General features: G+C 48.1%; 22 protein-coding genes. 2 read left to right on the top strand and 20 right to left on the bottom strand.

Annotation, left to right across the window (positions count from 1 at the left end; genetic code table 11):
- Positions 1–31: 31 nt before the first annotated feature.
- From mtaB to lepA, 9 genes are all read right to left on the bottom strand, one after another.
- Positions 32–1366 carry a tRNA (N(6)-L-threonylcarbamoyladenosine(37)-C(2))-methylthiotransferase MtaB gene (mtaB, locus tag Q7C19_RS00675; RefSeq protein ID WP_035409280.1) on the bottom strand — a complete coding sequence of 445 codons (1335 nt, stop codon included), beginning with the start codon at positions 1364–1366 and terminating at the stop codon, positions 32–34.
- A gap of 5 nt (positions 1367–1371) precedes the next feature.
- Positions 1372–2118 carry a 16S rRNA (uracil(1498)-N(3))-methyltransferase gene (locus tag Q7C19_RS00670; protein WP_375091414.1) on the bottom strand — a complete coding sequence of 249 codons (747 nt, stop codon included), beginning with the start codon at positions 2116–2118 and terminating at the stop codon, positions 1372–1374.
- Between the two features lie 4 nt (positions 2119–2122).
- Positions 2123–3070 (bottom strand): 50S ribosomal protein L11 methyltransferase, encoded by a 948-nt coding sequence (gene prmA / locus Q7C19_RS00665; RefSeq protein ID WP_035409285.1) that lies wholly within the window; start codon positions 3068–3070, stop codon positions 2123–2125.
- A gap of 25 nt (positions 3071–3095) precedes the next feature.
- Entirely contained in the window at positions 3096–4202 is a 1107-nt protein-coding gene (gene dnaJ / locus Q7C19_RS00660) for a molecular chaperone DnaJ (RefSeq protein WP_023467442.1), read from the bottom strand.
- A gap of 132 nt (positions 4203–4334) precedes the next feature.
- Complete coding sequence (gene dnaK / locus Q7C19_RS00655) at positions 4335–6161, bottom strand: molecular chaperone DnaK (RefSeq protein WP_035398411.1); 1827 nt, start codon at positions 6159–6161, stop codon at positions 4335–4337.
- Between the two features lie 48 nt (positions 6162–6209).
- Positions 6210–6767, bottom strand: coding sequence for a nucleotide exchange factor GrpE (grpE, locus tag Q7C19_RS00650; RefSeq protein WP_290748740.1), 558 nt, complete (start codon positions 6765–6767; stop codon positions 6210–6212).
- 24 nt (positions 6768–6791) lie between these two features.
- Positions 6792–7826: a heat-inducible transcriptional repressor HrcA gene (hrcA, locus tag Q7C19_RS00645; protein ID WP_035409289.1), complete on the bottom strand. Its 1035-nt coding sequence runs from the start codon at positions 7824–7826 to the stop codon at positions 6792–6794.
- A 326-nt stretch (positions 7827–8152) separates the two neighbouring features.
- A complete protein-coding gene (gene hemW, locus Q7C19_RS00640) occupies positions 8153–9298 on the bottom strand; it encodes a radical SAM family heme chaperone HemW (RefSeq protein WP_035409292.1) in 1146 nt (381 codons plus the stop codon).
- A gap of 58 nt (positions 9299–9356) precedes the next feature.
- On the bottom strand, positions 9357–11180 hold the full coding sequence (gene lepA, locus Q7C19_RS00635; protein ID WP_035409294.1) for a translation elongation factor 4: 1824 nt from the start codon (positions 11178–11180) through the stop codon (positions 9357–9359).
- Positions 11181–11412: 232 nt separating this feature from the next.
- Between lepA and rpsT the strand changes: the two genes are divergently transcribed.
- The gene (rpsT, locus tag Q7C19_RS00630; protein WP_023467434.1) at positions 11413–11673 is read left to right on the top strand and encodes a 30S ribosomal protein S20; all 261 of its coding nucleotides are present in this window, start codon (positions 11413–11415) and stop codon (positions 11671–11673) included.
- 127 nt (positions 11674–11800) lie between these two features.
- Here the strand turns inward: rpsT and Q7C19_RS00625 are convergent, their stop codons facing one another.
- On the bottom strand, positions 11801–12244 hold the full coding sequence (locus Q7C19_RS00625; protein WP_375091413.1) for a GNAT family N-acetyltransferase: 444 nt from the start codon (positions 12242–12244) through the stop codon (positions 11801–11803).
- A gap of 12 nt (positions 12245–12256) precedes the next feature.
- Positions 12257–13258 (bottom strand): DNA polymerase III subunit delta, encoded by a 1002-nt coding sequence (holA, locus tag Q7C19_RS00620; RefSeq protein WP_023467432.1) that lies wholly within the window; start codon positions 13256–13258, stop codon positions 12257–12259.
- Between the two features lie 100 nt (positions 13259–13358).
- On the opposite strand from holA, the gene Q7C19_RS00615 reads away from it, so the two are divergent.
- Positions 13359–13520: a YqzM family protein gene (locus tag Q7C19_RS00615; RefSeq protein ID WP_023467431.1), complete on the top strand. Its 162-nt coding sequence runs from the start codon at positions 13359–13361 to the stop codon at positions 13518–13520.
- A 36-nt stretch (positions 13521–13556) separates the two neighbouring features.
- Here the strand turns inward: Q7C19_RS00615 and Q7C19_RS00610 are convergent, their stop codons facing one another.
- The 9 genes from Q7C19_RS00610 to yqeH form a co-directional block, all read right to left on the bottom strand.
- A complete protein-coding gene (locus Q7C19_RS00610) occupies positions 13557–15719 on the bottom strand; it encodes a DNA internalization-related competence protein ComEC/Rec2 (RefSeq protein WP_375091412.1) in 2163 nt (720 codons plus the stop codon).
- Positions 15719–16327 (bottom strand): helix-hairpin-helix domain-containing protein, encoded by a 609-nt coding sequence (locus tag Q7C19_RS00605; protein WP_035409301.1) that lies wholly within the window; start codon positions 16325–16327, stop codon positions 15719–15721. Before Q7C19_RS00605 ends, Q7C19_RS00610 begins: the two co-directional genes overlap by 1 nt.
- Positions 16328–16556: 229 nt before the next feature.
- A complete protein-coding gene (locus Q7C19_RS00600; protein WP_035409303.1) occupies positions 16557–17285 on the bottom strand; it encodes a class I SAM-dependent DNA methyltransferase in 729 nt (242 codons plus the stop codon).
- On the bottom strand, positions 17285–17632 hold the full coding sequence (gene rsfS, locus Q7C19_RS00595) for a ribosome silencing factor (protein ID WP_023467427.1): 348 nt from the start codon (positions 17630–17632) through the stop codon (positions 17285–17287). Before rsfS ends, Q7C19_RS00600 begins: the two co-directional genes overlap by 1 nt.
- A complete protein-coding gene (yqeK, locus tag Q7C19_RS00590) occupies positions 17629–18204 on the bottom strand; it encodes a bis(5'-nucleosyl)-tetraphosphatase (symmetrical) YqeK (protein WP_035409306.1) in 576 nt (191 codons plus the stop codon). The genes rsfS and yqeK overlap by 4 nt, the downstream gene beginning before the upstream one ends.
- Positions 18194–18763, bottom strand: coding sequence for a nicotinate-nucleotide adenylyltransferase (nadD, locus tag Q7C19_RS00585; protein ID WP_035409307.1), 570 nt, complete (start codon positions 18761–18763; stop codon positions 18194–18196). The genes yqeK and nadD overlap by 11 nt, the downstream gene beginning before the upstream one ends.
- Positions 18760–19053: a ribosome assembly RNA-binding protein YhbY gene (gene yhbY / locus Q7C19_RS00580; protein WP_023467424.1), complete on the bottom strand. Its 294-nt coding sequence runs from the start codon at positions 19051–19053 to the stop codon at positions 18760–18762. The genes nadD and yhbY overlap by 4 nt, the downstream gene beginning before the upstream one ends.
- 2 nt (positions 19054–19055) lie before the next feature.
- Complete coding sequence (gene aroE / locus Q7C19_RS00575) at positions 19056–19844, bottom strand: shikimate dehydrogenase (RefSeq protein WP_035409309.1); 789 nt, start codon at positions 19842–19844, stop codon at positions 19056–19058.
- The gene (gene yqeH, locus Q7C19_RS00570) at positions 19844–20953 is read right to left on the bottom strand and encodes a ribosome biogenesis GTPase YqeH (protein WP_023467421.1); all 1110 of its coding nucleotides are present in this window, start codon (positions 20951–20953) and stop codon (positions 19844–19846) included. The genes aroE and yqeH overlap by 1 nt, the downstream gene beginning before the upstream one ends.
- Between the last annotated feature and the right edge of the window lie 113 nt (positions 20954–21066).

The raw sequence follows: 21066 nt of genomic DNA, 5'->3' as shown, positions 1-21066 counted from the left end.
AGAAAACCAGAGGTTCCCTTTGCCCTTTCGATTAGACTACAGCGTCTTTAAGTGTCTGCATGATGCGAACGAATTGACCATCGTTCATCGGATAACCGGCTTTCGTGATTTTGACACGAACGAGTTGTCCGATCATCGACTCATCGCCTTCGATTGCGACACGCAAATAGTTATCTGTGTAACCGACGAGACGACCGCCTGCTTCTTCCGAGAATTCTTCCGGAATGATCTCAAGCAGTTCCCCTTCGTATTTCGAAGCATATTCCTTTGCGAGTTGATCTGATAATGCGATCAAGCGCGCGACGCGTTCTTCTTTGATTGATTCCTCGACTTGATCGTCCATCATCGCAGCTGGTGTTCCCGTCCGTTTCGAGTACGGGAAGACATGCAACTCACTGAACTTATGATCGTTGATGAAGTTGAACGTTTCCATGAACTCTTCTTCCGTCTCACCTGGGAAACCAACGATGACATCCGACGTGATTGCACAGTCAGGCAGGACTTCCTTCAGACGCGTGATCCGTTCTCCGAATTCCGCCATCGTATACTTGCGGCGCATCCGGCGAAGGACCGTATCGGAAGCCGACTGGATCGGAACGTGCAAGTGACGAACGACGATTGGTGAGTCCTTCAGGACATCGAGTACCTCGTCCGTGATTTGACTCGCTTCGATCGACGAAATGCGTAAGCGTTCAAGTCCATTGACGGATTCGAGTGCTTTAAGTAATTTCGCTAAGTTGTAGTCTTTCAAGTCTTCTCCGTATCCACCTGTATGGATTCCCGTCAAGACGATTTCTTTGTAACCCGCATCAACGAGCTGTTGTGCTTGCTTCAAGACATCTTCTGGTTGACGAGACCGCATGAGACCACGCGCCCATGGGATGATACAGAACGTACAGAAGTTGTTACAGCCTTCCTGAATTTTCAGCGAAGCCCGCGTCCGGTCAGTAAAGGCCGGTACATCTAGTTCTTCATAGACTTTTGCTTTCATGATGTTTCCGACCGCATTGATTGGCATGCGTTCTTCACGGAATTGTTCAATGTATCCAATCATTTTATGCCGATCTTGCGTTCCAACGACGACATCGACGCCAGGAATCGCCATGATTTCAGCAGGAGACGTTTGGGCATAACAGCCCGTTACGCAGATGACACTATCCGGATTTTGGCGAATCGCCCGTCGGATGACTTGGCGACTTTTCTTATCTCCGGTATTCGTGACCGTACATGTATTGACGACATACACGTCCGCATGATCAGCAAAATCAACGCGTGCGTAACCAGCGTCCTTGAACAGTTGCCAGACAGCTTCTGTTTCGTAATGGTTGACTTTACAGCCAAGCGTTTGAAAGGCAACAGTTGCCATTTCGTTCACCCTTTCAATTCAAAATGATACGAGACGGCGGAAAGGACATACAACGGTGCCGTTTCCGTCCGTAAGATGCGGCGCCCTAGAGCGGCTTGTTTAAAACCGGCATCCGTCAAACGTGCGATTTCTGCTTCAGCGAACCCACCTTCAGGTCCGATGACGACAAGAAGGGAATCTCCTTCTTGCAGTCCAGCAAGCGTCATAGCGAGGACGGAGGCCTCCCCTTGTTTCGCTGATTCTTCATAGGCAACCAGACAAGCCGTGTAGTTCGATGCATCCTGTAAGACTTCATCATACGCCACGAAGTCGACTGTCGGCAAGTGGGCACGGTACGATTGTTCCGCTGCTTCCTTGACGATTTTTTCGAGGCGTTCAATCTTTTTCGGAACCTTCTTCTGATCCCATTTCGAGACGGAACGATCGGCTTCGAAAATCCGTAGATGATGCATCCCGAGTTCCGTTGCTTTTTGGGCAACGAGTTCGATCTTATCGCCTTTTGGCAATCCATGGGCGATCGTCACACGAATCGGTAACTCCGTCTCGATCGGTAAAGTCTCTTCGATCCGGGCAGAAGCCGCTTCTTTATCGAGTGCTTCCAGGCGACACCGGTAAAGACCTGTCCCGTCGAGTACGAGAATCTCTCCGCTGACTTCCATCCGCATGACGTTTTTCATATGGTGTGCGTCGTCTTTCGGGAGATGAAAGACATCTCCCTGACGCATCGAGGGCTCGACGAAATACCGTTGCATGCGCTTATGCCTCCCGTTTCGCGATGATTGCGACCCAGTCTTCAAGCTTCGTCGTCTCGACGATCGTAAATCCTGCTTCTTGCATCGCTTGTACGACCATATCTTTCTTCTGACTAATGATACCGGAAGCGATGAAATGCCCGCCTGGTAACGTCAGCGTATAGGCATCCTTGACGAAGAGGAGGATGACTTCCGCTAAGATATTCGCGACGATCAACTCGACCGGCTCACTCAATTCCTTCATCAAATCGCCTTGACGGACCGTGATCTGCTCACTGACGTTGTTCAAAGCGACGTTTTCTGTCGCTGATTTGACAGCGACTTCGTCTAAATCCAGTGCAAAGACATCTTTTGCCCCAAGCTTCGCTGCTGCAATCGCTAAGACACCGGATCCCGTTCCGACATCGACGACACGGTCTTGCTCTTGCAAGTAGTTCTCAATCGCTTGAATGCAGAGGACCGTCGTCGGGTGTGTTCCTGTTCCGAACGCCATACCTGGATCGAGCTCGATGATCTTTTCATCCGGTTGTGGCGTGTAGTCTTCCCACATCGGGACGACCGTCAGATGACGACTGATTTTGACCGGTTTATAGAATTGTTTCCATGAATGTGCCCAGTCTTCTTCATCTACTTGAGTCAGCGTGACAGCACCCGTGCCAATCGACAGACCGAAGTTCGTCAATTGTTGGATGTCCTGTTCGATGCCTTTGATCGTGTCCGTCAAATCGCTGCTTTCTGCAAGATACGCCTTCACGAGTACACCTTGAGTCGGGTACTCGTCCCGTTTCGTCTCATCCCAAATTTCACCGAAGTTATCTTCGCGGTGGGACATCATCTCGAAATCTTCGACGTCCTCGATGACGACTCCGCTTGCTCCCGCTTCATGTAAGATGTTTGAAACTGCTTCGATGGCTTCTTGTGTCGTATGGACACAGATCTCTGACCATTTCATTTCTTGTCACGCTCCTCTGTAGTGATCACCCTGTAAAGAATGTCTTGATCCGGCTGAAGACACCTTCGTGTTGCTCTTCGACACCTTTTTCATCGCTGATTTCATTGAATTCCCGTAATAGTTCTTTTTGACGTTCCGTCAGATTCTTCGGTGTGATGACGACGACGTTGACGTATTGATCACCATGATGACCGGACCGGACGTTCGGCATCCCTTTTCCGCGGAGACGGAAACGTGATCCTGTCTGTGTGCCCGCTGGAATCTTCAGACTGACCTTGCCATGAACGGTCGGTACTTCGATCTCATCACCGAGTGTTGCTTGTGCGAATGTAAGTGGCATATCCATGACGATATGATCATCGACACGTTCGAACAGTTCGTGTGCTGCGACACGGACGACGACATACAAGTCACCTGCTGGTCCACCGTTGACACCGGCTTCCCCTTTGCCTGCTAAGCGGATTTGTTGCCCATTGTCGATCCCTGCTGGAATTTTGACACGGACATCTTTGTTTTTACGGACACGACCGGCTCCACGACATGTTTCACATGGCTCCTTGACGATTTGTCCACGCCCATGACATGTCGAACACGTCGTTTGGTTGACGACACGACCGAACATCGTGTTTTGTTCGACGTTGATGTGCCCCGAACCACCGCATCGTTTACATGTTTCTGGATGTGTTCCTGGTTTAGCACCCGAACCATGACATGTACCGCAATCTTCTTCGACTGGGATCGTGATCGTCTTCTCGACGCCTGTGACCGATTCCATGAAGTCGATTTCCTCGACGTATTGTAAGTCCTGTCCTTTACGTGGGGCATTTGGATCTTGACGACGTCCGCCACCGAAGAACATGTCGAAGATGTCGCCAAATCCTTCAGCTCCACTGAATCCACCGCCACCTTGTGATGGATCTTGGTGACCGAATTGGTCGTAACGTGCTCGTTTATTGTCATCGGACAACACTTCATACGCTTCCGATAATTCCTTGAATTTCGCATCCGCATCCGCTTCCTTGTTGACGTCCGGGTGGTACGTCCGGGCAAGCTTACGGTACGCGCGTTTGATTTCCGCTGATGAGGCATCGCGCGCGACGCCTAGTACTTCATAATAATCGCGTTTTTCCACGTGCAGTCTTCCTCTCTCTATTCCGATTCATTTCATACTGTTTGATTTTACCGAACTTCGTGCGACATGGAAAGAGCCAAAGCGCGGATACGCTTTGGCTCTCTCTAGCGCCCGAAAAATCGGTCGGATGAATTACTTGTTGTCTTTCTCGTCGACTTCTTCGAACTCAGCGTCCATGACGTTGTCGTCTTGACCACCAGCTTGTGCGCCTTCAGCGCCCGCTTGTTGCTGTGCCATGTTCTCGTAGACTTTTTGTGTCAACTCTTGGACGACTGTCGACAATTCGTCTTTTGCAGAACGGATTGCTTCGATGTCTGTTCCTTCGAGAGCTTTTGTTACTTTTTCTTTTGCAGCTTCTGCTTTTTCTTTATCAGCGTCAGCGACTTGCTCACCGAGGTCTTTGATTGCTTTATCTGTTGCGAAGACGAGTTGGTCTGCTTCGTTGCGTAATTCGACTTCTTCTTTACGCTTGTTGTCTGCGTCCGCGTTTGCTTCTGCATCTTTGACCATTTGCTCGATGTCCGCTTCAGTCAAACCGCTTGATGATTGAATCGTGATCGACTGTTCTTTGTTCGTTCCGAGATCTTTCGCAGAAACGTTAACGATACCGTTCGCGTCGATGTCGAATTTAACTTCGATTTGTGGCACACCACGTGGTGCTGGCGGAATGTCCGTCAATTGGAAGCGACCAAGTGTTTTGTTATCTGCTGCCATTGGACGTTCCCCTTGGAGGACGTGGATGTCAACAGCTGGTTGGCTGTCTGCTGCAGTCGAGAAGACTTGTGATTTCGAAGTTGGGATCGTTGTGTTACGATCGATCAATTTCGTCATCACGCCACCCATTGTCTCGATACCGAGTGAGAGTGGAGTTACGTCGAGAAGAACGACGTCTTTGACGTCTCCTGTCAATACGCCACCTTGAACCGCTGCACCGAGGGCAACGACTTCATCCGGGTTAACCCCTTTGAACGACTCTTTACCAGTGAAGTCTTGGATTGCTTTTTGAACTGCAGGAATACGAGTCGAACCACCAACGAGGATGATTTTGTCGATTTTGTCTGGTGTCAGACCTGCATCGTTCATAGCACGGCGTGTTGGTTCCATCGTACGTTCAACGAGATCTGCTGTGAGATCGTCGAATTTCGCGCGTGAGAGCGTCATTTCCAAGTGAAGTGGACCTGATGCGCCAGCTGTGATGAACGGAAGGCTGATTTGTGTTGAAGAAACACCTGAAAGGTCTTTTTTCGCTTTTTCAGCTGCATCTTTCAAACGTTGAAGCGCCATCTTATCTTGAGCAAGATCGATGCCGTTTTCTTTTTTGAACTCTGCTACGAGATGATCGATGATTTTTTGGTCGAAATCATCTCCACCAAGACGGCTGTCACCTGCAGTTGAAACTACTTCAAAGACGCCATCACCGAGCTCAAGGATCGACACGTCGAACGTACCGCCACCAAGGTCATAGATGAGGATCGTGTGATCTTCGCCTTTTTCGAGACCGTAAGCGAGCGCTGCTGCTGTAGGCTCGTTGATAATCCGTTTTACATCAAGACCAGCAATTGTACCAGCGTCTTTTGTCGCTTGGCGTTCTGCATCGTTGAAGTAAGCCGGTACTGTGATGACAGCTTCTGTGACTTTTTCACCGAGGTAGTCTTCTGCTTGCGCTTTTAATTTTTGAAGGATGATCGCAGAGACTTCTTGTGGTGTGTAGTCTTTGCCTTCAACTTCTACTTTATAGTCTGTACCCATATGACGTTTGATCGACATGATCGTGTTCGGGTTCGTGATTGCTTGACGTTTTGCAACTTCCCCTACTTGACGCTCACCGTTTTTGAATGCGACGACAGATGGTGTCGTACGGTTTCCTTCTGCGTTAGCGATGACGACGGGTTCGCCACCTTCCATTACTGCAACACATGAGTTCGTTGTACCTAAGTCAATACCGATGATTTTTGCCATGATCTATTTCCTCGCTTTCAATGATTGGAATAATGAAGTACAGGCTGATTACTCAGCTACTTTAACCATACTCGGACGAATCACACGATCGTGCAATTTGTACCCTTTTTGGAATTCAGCGATGACGACACCTGATGCGTGTTCTTCGCTCGCTTCTTGAACGACCGCTTGGTGTAAGTTCGGATCGAACGCTTCACCGACAGCTGGAATCTCGACGACGCCTTCATTTTGAAGCGTTTCGACGAGTTGACGTTTTACCATCTCGACACCCGTCAAGACAGATTTCGTCTCCTCGTTTTCCGTCTCGATTTGGAGCGCCCGGTCCAAGTTATCGACGAGTGGCAACAGCTTTTCGACGATCGCTTGTGAAGAATACTTCGCGCGGTTCTCTGCTTCGACACGGTTACGACGCTTGAAGTTCTCAAAATCCGCACGGAGGCGTAATTCTGAAGCTTTTGCTTCTGCGAGTTGTGCTTCGAAGTCCGGCTTCTCGTCTTCGACGAGATCCGCTTGGATGACTTCTTCTTCTGTGACTTCGACGGTTTCAGTCGGCTCTGTCACGTTTTCTTCTTGTTGGAGGTTTTGATTCTGTTCTTTTTCTTCCACTCTGAATCGAGCCCCTTTCTATATTCAATCCAAATTGTTCTTATGCAATTCGGTTTGGAATGCTTGAAGTAGATGGATGATCGAGTTGATTCCCCGGTTGTAATCCATCCGTTTCGGTCCGATCAATGCGAGTGTCCCAATTGAGACACCGTCGACCGAATAATGGGCCCGGATGACGCTACAATCTTTTAATGCATCCATATTGTTCTCACTCCCGATCGTAATCAAGATTTGATTATCGAGATTCGGTCGTAGGAAATCGAGAACAGCTTCTTGCTGTTCGATCAGTTCGAGAACAGGTCGTAGTTTTGCGACGTCCTGAAATTCAGGCTGATCGAACATGTTGGCTTTCCCGCCCAAATAAATGAACGGTCGCTCCTCTTGATCCGTCAAGACGAGATCAAGTGCTTTCGAGAGCAATACCGTCTGCTCAGAATGCTCTGAACGGAAGCGACGGATTTCCTCAAGCAGACGACTGCGTAAGGCTGAGAGCGGCGTACCGCGCAACGTCTGGTTCAGACGTTCCATCAGTCGGCTCGCTGCTTCCTGGGACAACGCTTGATTCAATTGCAATGTCTTGTGTTCAACATGTCCCGTCTCTGTGACGAGAACGATGACGACACGACCCTCGGCAAGAGGAATTAATTCTAGATGATGCAGTCGTTGTCCGTCTTCTTTTGGTCCAAGTACAAGTGTCGTGTAATGGGTTAAATCACTCAACAGGTCTGCTGTGTGCCGAATCAACCGATCATTCTCATTCACGGAATGGGCAAAGAGTGACTTCAATGCCTGTGCTTCTTTTGGTGTGATGTTTTCCGGACGAATCAGATGGTCGACATAAAAACGATATCCGAGTTCGGAAGGAATCCGTCCTGCGGAAGTGTGTGGCTTTTCAATCAGACCCATCTCTTCGAGGTCCGCCATCTCGTTACGAATGGTCGCGGAACTGAACGTCACGTCGTCTCGTTTTGAGAGCGTCCGTGAGCCGACGGGTTGAGCAGTCTTGATATAATCATCGACGATTGCACGTAAAATCAACAATTGACGATCCGTCAGCACCTTCTTCACCACCTTATTTTGTTAGCACTCACTTTTAACGAGTGCTAATTACATCTTTTACTATAAGGAATTGTCCGCCCGATGTCAACCGAATTGCGTGACCCTTTGAACAGTTTCCCATTCTGCGATACAGTGAAACAAAGAACGGAAAGGATGAATCGGATGATTGAATTATTGGCAATGGCGGGAGTCTTTGTCTGGCTGTTCATCGCGGTCATCGGAACGACTGCGTATTTTTTAAGGAAGTCGAAAAAATGAGAGAAGCGGTGTTCCACATTTGGGAAACACCGCTTCTCTCATTTTCATTGATTTCAGCTACTCTTATGTCATTGTACTTGCGCTTCACCAATGAACTCTGCAAAGACTTCGTTCGCTAGCGGAATTCCGGCTGGCGTCAAACGGATATGTGTCTCCGTCTGCTCGACGAGACCGTTTGGCAACAACCGTTTCATGACTTCACCAAATACATCTTTAAACGCTACTCCATACTTCTCCTGGAAACGCTCGAGCGATACGCCGTCCTTCATTCGAAGACCGAGGAACATCTCTTCTTCCATCCGCTCAACGTTCGTCAACGGCGTCTCTTTTCGAACCGGTAACCCTTCCGCCTTGATATAGTGCGGAATCGGTGCGATGTTCGCACGACGCGTCTGATTGATATAGCTATGTGAGCCTGCACCAAATCCGTAGTACTCATCGTTTTCCCAGTAGACGCGATTATGACGACTCTCTTTTCCAACTTCTGCGAAGTTCGAGATCTCATACTGTGCATAACCACCTGCTTCAATCGTTTCGATCATCACTTGATACATCTCTGCCTCGAGATCTTGCGTCGGTAGCGGTAGTTTTCCTTTTCGCTCTTGAATCGCAAAAACCGTGTGTGGTTCTAAAATCAATGAATAGGATGAAATATGCGTAATCGGTAATTGTAGCGCCCGTGTAACGTCGTAGCGGACCTGATCGAGCGTCTGATTCGGTAATCCGAACATCAAGTCGACGGAGATGTTATTAAATCGTTTCGCTGCTGCATCGAGCGTCTGCGCGACTTTCGCTTCCCGGTGCGTTCGACCGATGCGTTCGAGCAAACCATCGTCAAACGATTGGACACCGAAACTGACACGATTGACACCACCTGTCTTCATGATATCAAGTTTCTCTTCCGATACACCGTCCGGATTCGACTCGACCGTATACTCTAAATCGTCACCTGTTAGTGGCAACAAATGCTTTTGAATGATTTCCATTAAACGTTGCATCTGTGGTTCATTCAAAGCAGTTGGTGTGCCACCACCAATGAAGATCGTCTCGAGATGATCTGTCGGGTATTGTTTCAGCGTCAGTTCGATTTCGCGTTCAAGCGCATCGAGGTATTCATCGACGGGCTGATTCTTTAAAAAGACTTTATTGAAATCACAGTAGTAACAAATATGTTCACAAAAAGGGATGTGGACATATGCGGCGCGTATTCCCATTTCGCCTCATCCTTTCTCTATAAAAACCAAAAAGGGGACGCAAGCGCCCCCCACCTGTTTAATCTTCGTCCATAGATAGAACGGACATGAAGGCTTCTTGCGGTACCTCTACTGAGCCTACCATCTTCATGCGTTTCTTACCTTCTTTTTGCTTCTCGAGCAACTTCCGTTTCCGAGAGATGTCTCCCCCGTAACATTTCGCGAGAACGTTCTTCCGTAATGCTTTAATCGTCGAACGCGCGACAATCTTTGTTCCGACTGCTGCCTGAATCGGCACTTCGAACTGCATCCGCGGAATCAATTCCTTCAGCTTATCAACGATGACCTTTCCACGTTCGTACGCGAAGTCACGGTGAACGATGAAGCTGAGCGCATCGACGTTTTCGTTATTAAGAAGGATATCCATCTTGACGAGACGCGACTGTTGATAGCCGATCAATTCATAATCAAGTGACGCATATCCTTTTGTACTCGATTTCAACTGATCAAAGAAATCGTAGACGATCTCAGATAACGGCAATTCATAGGTGATTTTGACACGTGTCGTATCGATGTATTGCATATCGACGAATGTTCCGCGTTTCTTCTGACACAACTCCATGATTGCACCAACGTAATCATTCGGTGTCATGACAGCAGCCTTAACGAACGGCTCTTCAATGAATTCAACTTTTTGCTGATCCGGCATCTTCGATGGGTTATCAACATGCAAGACTTCACCCGCTGTCGTCGTCACGTGATAGATAACGGACGGTGCCGTCGTGATCATATCGATGTTGAATTCACGTTCGATCCGCTCCTGGATGATTTCCATGTGGAGCATCCCGAGGAATCCACAACGGAATCCGAATCCAAGTGCTTGTGATGTCTCTGGTTCGAACTCAAGCGCCGCGTCACTAAGTTGTAGTTTTTCAAGCGCTTCTCGTAAATCGTTGTATTTCGCAGCATCGATTGGATAGAGTCCACAGTACACCATCGGATTCATCTTACGGTATCCCGGCAGCGCTTCAGCAGCTGGCTGTTTCGCAAGCGTAATCGTATCCCCGACACGTACGTCGCCGACCGTTTTGATCGAAGCAGACAACGTTCCAACATCACCGACCGTCAATTCTTGCTGACGTAATGGTTTTGGTGTCGCAACGGCAAGTTCCAGAACCTCAAAGTCCTTACCTGTCGACATCATCCGAATCTTATCGCCGACTTTAACTGTTCCGTTGACGATTCGAATCGATGCTACGACACCACGGTAAGCGTCATAATAGGAGTCAAAGATCAATGCTTCGAGTGGTGCAGACGGATCACCCGTCGGAGCTGGTACTTTCTCGACGATCTGTTCGAGAATTTCTTCGATTCCGATTCCGGCTTTCGCGGATGTCGGAACGGCTTCAGACGCATCAAGTCCGATGACATCTTCGATTTCTTGACGGACGCGTTCGACGTCTGCAGAAGGCAAATCGATTTTGTTGATGATCGGAAGGATTTCGAGATCGTTGTCGAGTGCTAAGTAAACGTTCGCAAGCGTCTGCGCTTCGATTCCTTGCGCCGCATCGACGACGAGGACAGCCCCTTCACAAGCTGCAAGTGAACGCGAGACTTCATATGTGAAGTCGACGTGTCCAGGTGTATCAATGAGGTGAAGAATGTAATCTTCCCCGTCTTTTGCTGTATACTTCAATTGAACAGCGTTGAGTTTAATCGTGATGCCACGCTCACGTTCGAGATCCATGGCATCAAGTGTCTGATCTTTCATTTCGCGCGATGTCAACGCGCCAGTTTTTTCTAAAATCCGGTCAGCGAGTGTCGACTTCCCGTGATCGATATGGGCAATGATCGAGAAGTTACGAATACTCTTCTGCCGCTTTAAACGGTCTTCATTCGTCATGTTTAGAGTCACCTTACCTTATTTTCAAACGTACATACGGTTCATTATACCAAAAAGCGCTTCACTGTACTATCTCGTTTTGTTTTACCCGAAAAACAAAATGTGAAGATTCCCTAGACGTCGTATTGCTTTTAAGAAAAACGTTTGCTACAATTGTGTTTGTTCTGTTGAACGATAACTGCAGATATGCGAATATAAATCTCGAATGAGTTTTATTGGAGGTGAATCATCCATGGCTAACATTAAATCAGCAATCAAACGCGTTAAAACAGCTGAAAAACGCCGCGTCGCTAACGTACAACGTAAATCGGCAATGCGTTCAGCGATTAAAGCAGTCGAAACTTTCGCAGCTGAAGGTAACAAAGACCAAGCGGTCCTTGCTTTCGCTACAGCTTCTAAAAAAATCGACAAAGCTGCTGCTAAAGGTCTCATCCACAGCAACAAAGCTGGTCGTGACAAATCACGTCTCGCTAAACTCGTAAACGCACTTTAATTCTTTCCGAAGAATACGGTGATGGGTCGCCACTAGGAGGTATCTCCAGTGGCGATTTTTTTATATGATGTGAAATGGCGGACGAAGGACTCGTGTGAAACGATTCCTTCGTCCGCCATTTGTTGTCTTAGTTGTCGTCTAGACGGTCGATCATGACATAGTGAAGACCAATTCCTTCAATGAGGAACGGTTCTCCAACACGTTCTAGTCCAAGACGCTCATAAAAAGGAAGGGCCGTAACGCGGGCGTTACACCACCAAGCTGTCACTTGTCGTTCTTTCAAGAGACGACGGACTTCTTCGATCAGCGCCCGACCATATCCTTCACCACGCACTTGTTCACTCGACGCCATGCCACGAAGTTGGTACGTCGCTCCTGGCGCTTGTTCATGTGATTGTTCCGAGAAACTACCGATCGCGACAATTTGTTGTGCTTTTATCCCGCCGAGATGAAACGTCGAGGCACGCGCATCGTCTGGATAAACACACGCTTCACGTGGTTGATGCGGACGCAACACTTCATGCCGTAATGGGATGACTTCTTCTGCTGTTATGAGCTGGACTTCCATCATCATTCTCCTCCTCTATAGTGTCGCTAAGCGAACGATCAACGCATCGAATAGAATCTTCTTATCACCGCGCCCCGTCTTCATGCCTTCATCCGTCGTCGTGATGGCGATGAGTGCTTGCTCGAGCTGCGCAAAGGTAAACCTCTTCGCAGATTGTAATGCCAATTTGATCGCATAGGGATGGGCTCCGACTTTCGATGCGATTTGTCGTTCTCCGTATCCTTGTTCTGCTAATCGTTTCGATAACAGCATCATCCGATATTGCCGTGCCATCAGCCCAAGAAGGGCCAACACTTCCTGTCCCTGTTTTTCAAGGTCACGAATCAAACGGATTGCTGGTTCGAGTTGACGCTTCATCAAGTAGTCCGTTAATTGAAAAACGTTGTCCTCTAATGTCCGCGGAACCAACAAATCGACATCCTCGATTTCGATCGTCGGTCGATCTCCTGCGAACAACATCAACTTCTCCAGTTCGTGCGCTAATGTCCCCCACATCTCAGCAGTCAGGAAAATAAGCCGCTCGATCGCCGGACGTTCCATCCGGTACCCTTTGTCATTGACGGCATCCAGGACGAAGCGGAACAGCTCTTCGGTCGTCGGTTTTTTCGCCTCCAGCACCGTCGCGCGCTCCTTCAATCGTTTAACGACGGTTTTTCGTTCATCGAGCTTTTCTGCTTCGACAATCAAGACAACGACCGCATAGTCTGCCGGTTGTAGGATATAATCTGCTAACCGTTCGAGGTTATGTTGTTTTTTATCTTTTGCTCCTGTCAGAAACGTTGCAGGTTTTGCAACGACGACACGGTAGTCACTCAAGAATGGCACCGTCTCTGCTTCATCAAGCACCGCATCAAGCGGTTGGTCGTTCAAATCGATTTTCATATAATCAAAGCGTTCTCCGTCCGGAAGAGCCGCTTTCACGATTTCACGTTCCCATTCTTCTAACAGATGTCGTTCCGTTCCATATAATAAGTATAAATTTGCTAATTTTCCGTTGACGAGCCAAGGAGTTTTCATCATTCCCACCACATTTCACAGTTTGTTCTTAACTTCATCATAGATAATCCTCTTTTATTCCGCTATACTAGAAGCGGAATCTATTAAGGGGGAATGCAGCATGGCACATTCAGTACGCCCACCAAGTGAAAACGCGTTCGAGAACGATATTCAATCAAAACGCAACGATGCGCTCGACTCTGCCGTTGGTTTTGGTGCATCATTCGGCTTCTTCGCAGTCTTGTTCATCATCGGTGTCGCAATTAAGTTCTTAAGTCTATAATCAGTAAAACAGCAACCTTGGGGGGTTGCTGTTTTTTTATTTTATCATAGGTTCACAGCCCGCTGAAGAACAAGTTACACTCCCGTCCTCATCCGTTCGAAAGACGATCCGATCTGTCCCGATTCGTTCGAGGACGTCCGGATGTGGATGCCCGTATCGATTTTTTCGTCCGACTGACAAGATGACAATCTTCGGATTCGTCTTTCGTAAGAGTTCTTCACCGGTCGACGTGTTCGAACCATGATGACCTGCTTTTAGAATATCGATCGGACCAATCTTTAACTCGTCTTCGATTGCTAGTCCAGCGTCGCCCGTCAGTAAAACACGTTGCTTGGCAATCTGTGCGAGTAATATGATAGACCGATCGTTTTCTTCTTCTTTTCGTCCAGTTGGTGCAAGTACCTGTAACCAAGGACGAATCGTTTGCCCCTTTTGAACGAACTCAACACGCGTTCCAGTGGCTTCGATAGAACGAATCAAATCATTTCGCTTCTCATCCATGTTGTCATATGCACCTAAATAAATGGTTTTCACGCGAACTTGGCGCAGTACACCTAGAAGTCCACCGACGTGATCGTGATCAGCATGTGTCACGATCAGACCGTCAATTTCGGCTTCTCCTCGTGTGAATAAAAAGGGAGCGACGATATGACTACCTGGATCAAACGGACGGAGCAGTGGATGCGTCGTTTGTTGATAAACGCCACCGGTATCCACGACGAATGTCTCTCCTGCTTTCTCAAGCACGATACTATCGCCTTGCCCAACATCTAAAAACGTGACTTGCTCAGGTGCGCGCCACTCGGTGTAGCCCCATGCCGCAAGTAAAAGGATCAACGGGAGAACATGCCCCCACCATCTCCGCTCAGCAATGAACCAAGCAATTCCGATTCCGACAACGACGATCGTCAAGACGATCGGAGAAAATGCCGGAACGGCAACCATCGCCAACGGTAAATCCTCCGCCAGTCGTAACACTTGATCCATCCATTGAATCGCATACTGATGCGCGATCTGAAACGTTGAACGAATCGGTAAGAACGGAAGTGTCGCGAGAATGAACGATCCCGGCAGAATCACCCATTCAATCCAGCTACCAATCAATAGGTTCAACAATGGCGACCAAATTGAAACAGTCGTCTGTTCAATCCCCTGCAAAAAGAGGAGTGTTCCAAACTGTGCCCAAGCACTGATCAGCAGCCAGTTCCAAGGACGACGAACCGAACCCATTAGTCGTCTCGACAGCACAAGAAACAGCGTCAGTCCGACCGTCAATTGAAATCCGATATCGTAAATGACAGTCGGTTGAATCGCCAATTGAAAAGCCGCGACCCCTGCAATGACCTCCACCGGATCTAACGGTTTGTGGAAACGACGACCGAGTAACAGAATGATCGCGACAAGAACAGCTCGTGTGACTGGAGGGCTCCACTCCGTCAACCATCCGTAAATCGGCAGTAAGATAAGAACGATATCGAGTCGTTTTTCTTTTGTCATTCTGATTTTTCGTAAGACATACAGCAAACTAAATACTAAAAAAGCGATATGTGATCCTGAGATGACGATTGCATGTAATAAGCCGAATTTCTTAAACCGTTCGAGCGTCACTTGATCTATTAGTCGATCCTCACCAAACACAAGCGCTTCGACGTAGAATGCTTGCTTTTGTGGTAACAATTCTTCGATCCGCTTTAGCCATACTTCACGTACCCGTCTTCCTTCTGCCGCATACCCAGGTGTCCGATGACAGGAATCAAATGAACGGACTTCCCACTTTCCAGCGTAACGATGTGTATGCATGAATTGCTGTTCATCAAACCCTCCAGCATTCGATTGTTGGCGGACATCGAGCGGTTCCGTATTTACGCGACAGGAGTGCCCGATTCGTTCGTATCCTGTTTCTTCTTCCGTAATCGTTGCCGTCAATAGAACCGATTGACCGTTACTCTCTGCCTCATAACGAATTCGATCCCCATTACGCTTCCCTGACAAGATGTCAACAGACGAGACGTCATGCGGTTCAGGTGACAGATGACCCATTCCGATGAATAGGCAACTCAGAATGAACAGAAAAAAGAGACGACCGATTGAAAAAGACCATGATTTCAAGACAGCGAAGAGCATGAGGAGCACTAACCACCAAATCGATTCTTTGATGGCAACGATGAGTAAGAGGACGAACAGCACATGAAGTGGCATCAGTAGACGATCAGGTAGGATTTAAGCGATTCTAACGTCTTTTCCCCAAAGCCCTTCACATCTCCGAGTGATTCATATGTCGCAAATCCCCCCTTCTCCTCACGATAGGCTAAGATCGCTTCTGCTTTGGCGGGACCAATTCCCGGAACCTCCATCAACTGTTCCGCCGTTGCCGCATTGAGGTCAATCAATCCTTTCGGTATCTCTGCTTTTGAGCGTTTCGTTGGTTTTGGCTGACCTTTCCCTTTTTTCACCGGCACGATGACTTCCTGTCCATCAATGAGACGTGCCGCGAGATTCATTTGTCGAATATCGGCTTTTTCAGTCGTCTTTGCTTTTTCGATTGCATCCTTCACTCGATCACCCAAATGGAATTGATAAGGTCCAGGCGCTTCTACTGCTCCTTTTACGTCGACCATGATGAGTTTGTCACGAATCGAGGTGTCCTTTTCTGCTGGCTCTGCTTTTGCCTCTTGTTGTTTATCCGTTAAGGACGGTTGATCGACCATCGCTTCATTTGAACAAGAGGGTAATGGTACGAACAATAAAATGATGAGCAGCAGGACGACGACGAGACCTGCTATCTGTTGCAAACGTGGAACGGTCAAGACGAATCCCTCCTTTTCCCACGACTCTAACAGGTCACTACAGACTTCAGGAAACGAAGGAATACGCACTAACCATTCTTTACAGCACGATCCTGCAGTGTTTCGTCGGATGAAAGTCCTACCATCCATACCGTTACTTTGAATTAGCATCTGTTTCACGAACAAAAAAATCCGTCTCCTTCAAGCAACACGAACGTGTATCGCTAAAAGAAGACGGATGAAATCACTTTTACATTTTTTCGGCAACGAAGAAGATCCGCTCGACTGTCTCAGAAGGAGCGTCCGGTCCAAAATCGCCTGTGACCGCGAGAACCCGGAATCCGGCTTCGCGTAACCATGTTACGTATTGTGCCGGAGGATACGTCCGCTGATGATGCGTTTCATCGACACGCTCATAGCGACCATCCTCCTCCTCGATGAAGAATGTCAGTTCATGGACGACAGAAAGCGGCGCTTCACCAGGATCCGCGAACCAGATATACGAGCTTTGTTCCGCATGTGTCGCGTACGTCTTCCCATTGAACAGCGTCTCCATTTTGTAAGGGGAGTGTGTATCAAATAAGAGACGTCCACCCTCCTTTAGAATCGCTGCTACATGTGTAAACGTCTGTTTGACATCCTCTTCCGTCTGGAGATAATTCAAGGAGTCGCATAGGATCGTCACGGCATCGACAGGTGTCGGCAATTCGATTTCGCGCATGTCTTGCGCCCAGAATTGAATAGTCAATCCTTCTTCCATCGCTTTTTCCTGCGCGACTTCGAGCATCTCTTCAGATAAATCGATCCCGAGCATCTCATAGTGGGCTGCTAATGCAAGCGTCGCCGTACCCGTTCCACATCCGATATCAGCAATTGTACTTCCAATCGGAACGTATGCTTTGACCCAGTCAACCCATTGATCGTAAGGGACGTCTTGCATCAATTCATCATAGATGTAGGCGAACTGTTCGTATGCCATTAGTTGACCTCGACTTCAACCTTTGGAGCATCTGCCCATAGTTTTTCGAGGTTATAGTAATCACGATCGTCACGGTGGAAGACATGAACAACGACGTTTTCAAGATCCGCCAACACCCAACGTGCCGCATCGAATCCTTCGAGGCGTTTGATCGGCAGGTTATGTTCGTGCGCGACTTCTTTGAGTTCACGCGCGATCGCCTGTACTTGTTTTTCTGAATTTCCTTCACAGATGACGAAATAGTCGGCAACTGGTGAGATGCTCGACATATTCAGGACGACGATATCTTCAGCACGTTTATCGTCGATGGCATTTACGATTAATTGTAATTCTTGTTCGACTGTCATAGGACGGTCCCCTTTCGTTTGGCCGCGACGAAGGCATTATAGGTCTCAATCGTTCGCGGAAAGATGATAGCTTGTTTTGTACATAAAAAATGAATCGTCTGACTGAGTGTTGCGATGACGGCGTCCGTCAAATCCTGCTCGGCTACTTCACGAAGCGCTTCGACACCCGAATAACTACGATTCGGCTCAATCGCATCCGCGACGAAGATGATTTGATCAAGTAACGGCATACCAGGTGCCCCTGTTGTATGATTCGCGATGGCCTGATAAATCACGTCTGAATCAAGACCAAGTTCTCGACGCACAAGCTCCGCACCCACTGGCGCATGAAGTAGTTCGTCATCATAGTCAAGTAAGATCCGTTGATTCAATTCGACGGCAATCGAACGCATCTCATTCGTATCGCGGTATTTTGCATAATCATGGAGCATGGCAGCAAGTGTTGCTTCTTCTTCGTCAACACCATATTTAAGAGCCAAGTGTCGTGCCGTCTCGACGACACCTAACGTATGCACATAGCGTCGCTCAGGCAATGTGTTTTCAATGATTTGACGTGCTTCTTCAAGGCGCATATAGATTCCACTCCTCAATCCGTTGTCGAACGGCTTCCGGTACAAGGTAGCGAATGCTCCGTCCGCGCGCGACCCGTTGCCGGATATCCGTCGAAGAAATTTCTAATAATGGCATATCGACCGCTTTCACACGGGCACCACGCGGAATCAAATACCGACTTCCCGGTCGAGCGACGGCACCAAAGACGACTTCCTCGTATAACCGTTCAGCTTGATACCACGTATCGAGACTAACGAGTGAATCTGCGCCGATTAGAAACAGAAACTCATGCTCTGGGTATCGGTGCTTGAGTGCACGAATCGTATCATACGTATAGGAAGGTTCTTTTCGCTCAAATTCAATCGCAGAGACAGAGAAGGCAGGGTTCAATGCAATTGCTTCTTCTACAAGACGGAGACGCTTAGTTGCGTCTGTGACAGTACGTTGTTTATGCGGTGGTACATTTGCTGGTAAAAACCAGACCGCATCAAGTTCGAGTTGTTCCTGCGCTTGTTCGGCAATCAGGAGATGACCGATATGCGGAGGGTCGAACGTTCCGCCCATCAGTCCGATTTTCATCGTGGCAATTCGAGCGTCTTGTTCTCTTTTGATTCTTTATAGAGAACGATGACTTTTCCGATGACTTGAACGAGTTCAGCATTCGTTCCTGCGACGAGTTCTTGTGCGACATCCTTTGGTGCGTCCGCACAATTTTGTAGTACTTGTACTTTCAAGAGCTCCCGCTTTTCGAGCGCATCCATCAAATCAGCGCACATCGCTTCACCGACTCCATTTTTACCGACTTGGAAAATCGGGTTTAAATCGTGAGCTGTCGCGCGTAAAAAACGTTTTTGTTTACCTGTTAACATGATTAAAATTCCTCCAATTGCTTTCGTATCACCTGCTCGCCAAGTGCGAGATCAGGTGCTTGTCCGGTGAAACGTTCAAATGCTTCAGCCGCTTGTAAGACGAACATCGGGACGCCGTCGAGTGTGTCGAGACCTTTTTCAGTCGCTTCACGTAATAGACGGGTCGGCGTCGGTCGATAAATAATATCACAAATCAAAGCGTTCGTCTCTGTCAATTCAATCGGACGTGCTTCGACATGTGGCGCCATCCCGACAGAGGTCGTATTGATGATGACGTCGTAACTCGTTAAATCAAATGTTTCGTGCCATGGCAAAACGTGTGTTCCGAATTCATCGGCAACCACCCTAGAGCGTTCTTCTGTGCGGTTCGTGAGCGTCACATCTCCCGGTAGCGCAGCAATGATTCCTCGTGCTGCACCGCCCGCACCAAGGACAAGTGTCTTTTGAAATGACGGACGACGTTCTGTCAACGCACGGACGAATCCGATTCCATCTGTATTCGCACCAATCAACTGCCCATTCTTCCAGTATACCGTGTTGACGGCACCCGCTTTTTGAGCTGCCGGCTCCAGCCGATCCAGGTACGGAATGATTGCTGTCTTATGGGGAATCGTCACATTGATTCCATCTAGCTGATGCGTACGTAATTTCGTAATGATTCGTGGCAATTCATGCTCCGTTACATCGATAAGGTCATAACAGCCGAAAAGCCCAGCCGCTTCCAGCCAAGCTGTATGCAGCTCAGGTGAAAGTGAATGGGCAATCGGATGACCGATGACGGCAAAGCGCATCAGACGAGCGCCTCACGTAAAGATACAGCGACACCTTTCGGGGCATAAGCAGCGACACGTCCACCTTTTCCATGAACCGCAACCCACCCGAGTCCACTGAAGACGATATCCGTCTTCATGTTGTCGCGAAGACTGAATTCATGACGGACGAGCGGAGGTAGCATCTCACGCGTCTTTTCGTTCGGCGGAGACAACAGCTCACCGTTATGGTTCGCATATAGATCGTCTGCTTTTTCAAGCTTCGTCCGGTGAACTTTCAATTCGTTCGACATATAGATGACGAATGAACGCTTGTTCCCTTCCATATAGTCCAATCGCGCAAGACCTCCAAAGAAGAGCGTCTGTTGCGGATGGATTTGGAAGACTTGCGGCTTGATCTCTTTTTTCGGTGTGATCAGCTTCAAGTCCTTCGCATCAACGTAGTGAGCCATTTGGTGATGATTAATGATCCCCGGTGTATCATACAGGTTACAGTTATCGTCAAGTGGGATGTCGATTAAATCTAGTGTCGTTCCTGGGAAGTGACTGACCGTGATGACGGCCTCATCCTCTTCACCGAAACGTTTGATGACTTGGTTGATCAGGGTCGATTTCCCGACATTTGTACAACCAACGACATAGACGTCGCGTCCTTTTCGATAATAATCGATTTTCTCAGCAAGTTCATCGACCCCGTGACCTTTTTTCGCACTGATCAGATGAACGTCAACTGGACGTAATCCAAGTTCTTTCGATGCTTGACGCATCCAGTTCATGAGACGGTTCGGATTCAGTGACTTCGGTAATAAATCGGCTTTGTTCCCGACGAGTAAGACATCATTTTTTCCGACGAACCGATGTAATCCCGGTAACCAGCTTCCATTAAAATCGAAGATATCAACGATTTTAACGACAAGTGCATCTTTTTGACCAATTCCGTCTAAGATTTTAACAAAATCATCGTCCGATAAAGATACATCTTGAATTTGATTGTAGTGCTTTAATTTAAAACAACGTTGGCAAATGACCATTTCACGATCAAGTGCAGATTTAGGTGCGTATCCTGGTGCTTTTGTGTCTTCCGTTTGAATGGCGACACCACAACCAGCGCAGTGGATTTCTTCGATCATATTATGTTGAGCCGCATGCGGGAATGATTTCCCTTCTCTTTTCACCGTAGCGCCCTGCTCGCTACTCCAAGAGCGTAACTTCCGACCTCTCGCCGTACATGTTGCGACTACTG

Source organism: Exiguobacterium sp. PHA03 (assembly GCF_041945985.1).
Lineage (GTDB): Bacteria > Bacillota > Bacilli > Exiguobacteriales > Exiguobacteriaceae > Exiguobacterium_A.
Note: the sequence above shows the minus strand (reverse complement) of the source record. Positions and strands in the feature narration are given on the sequence as shown.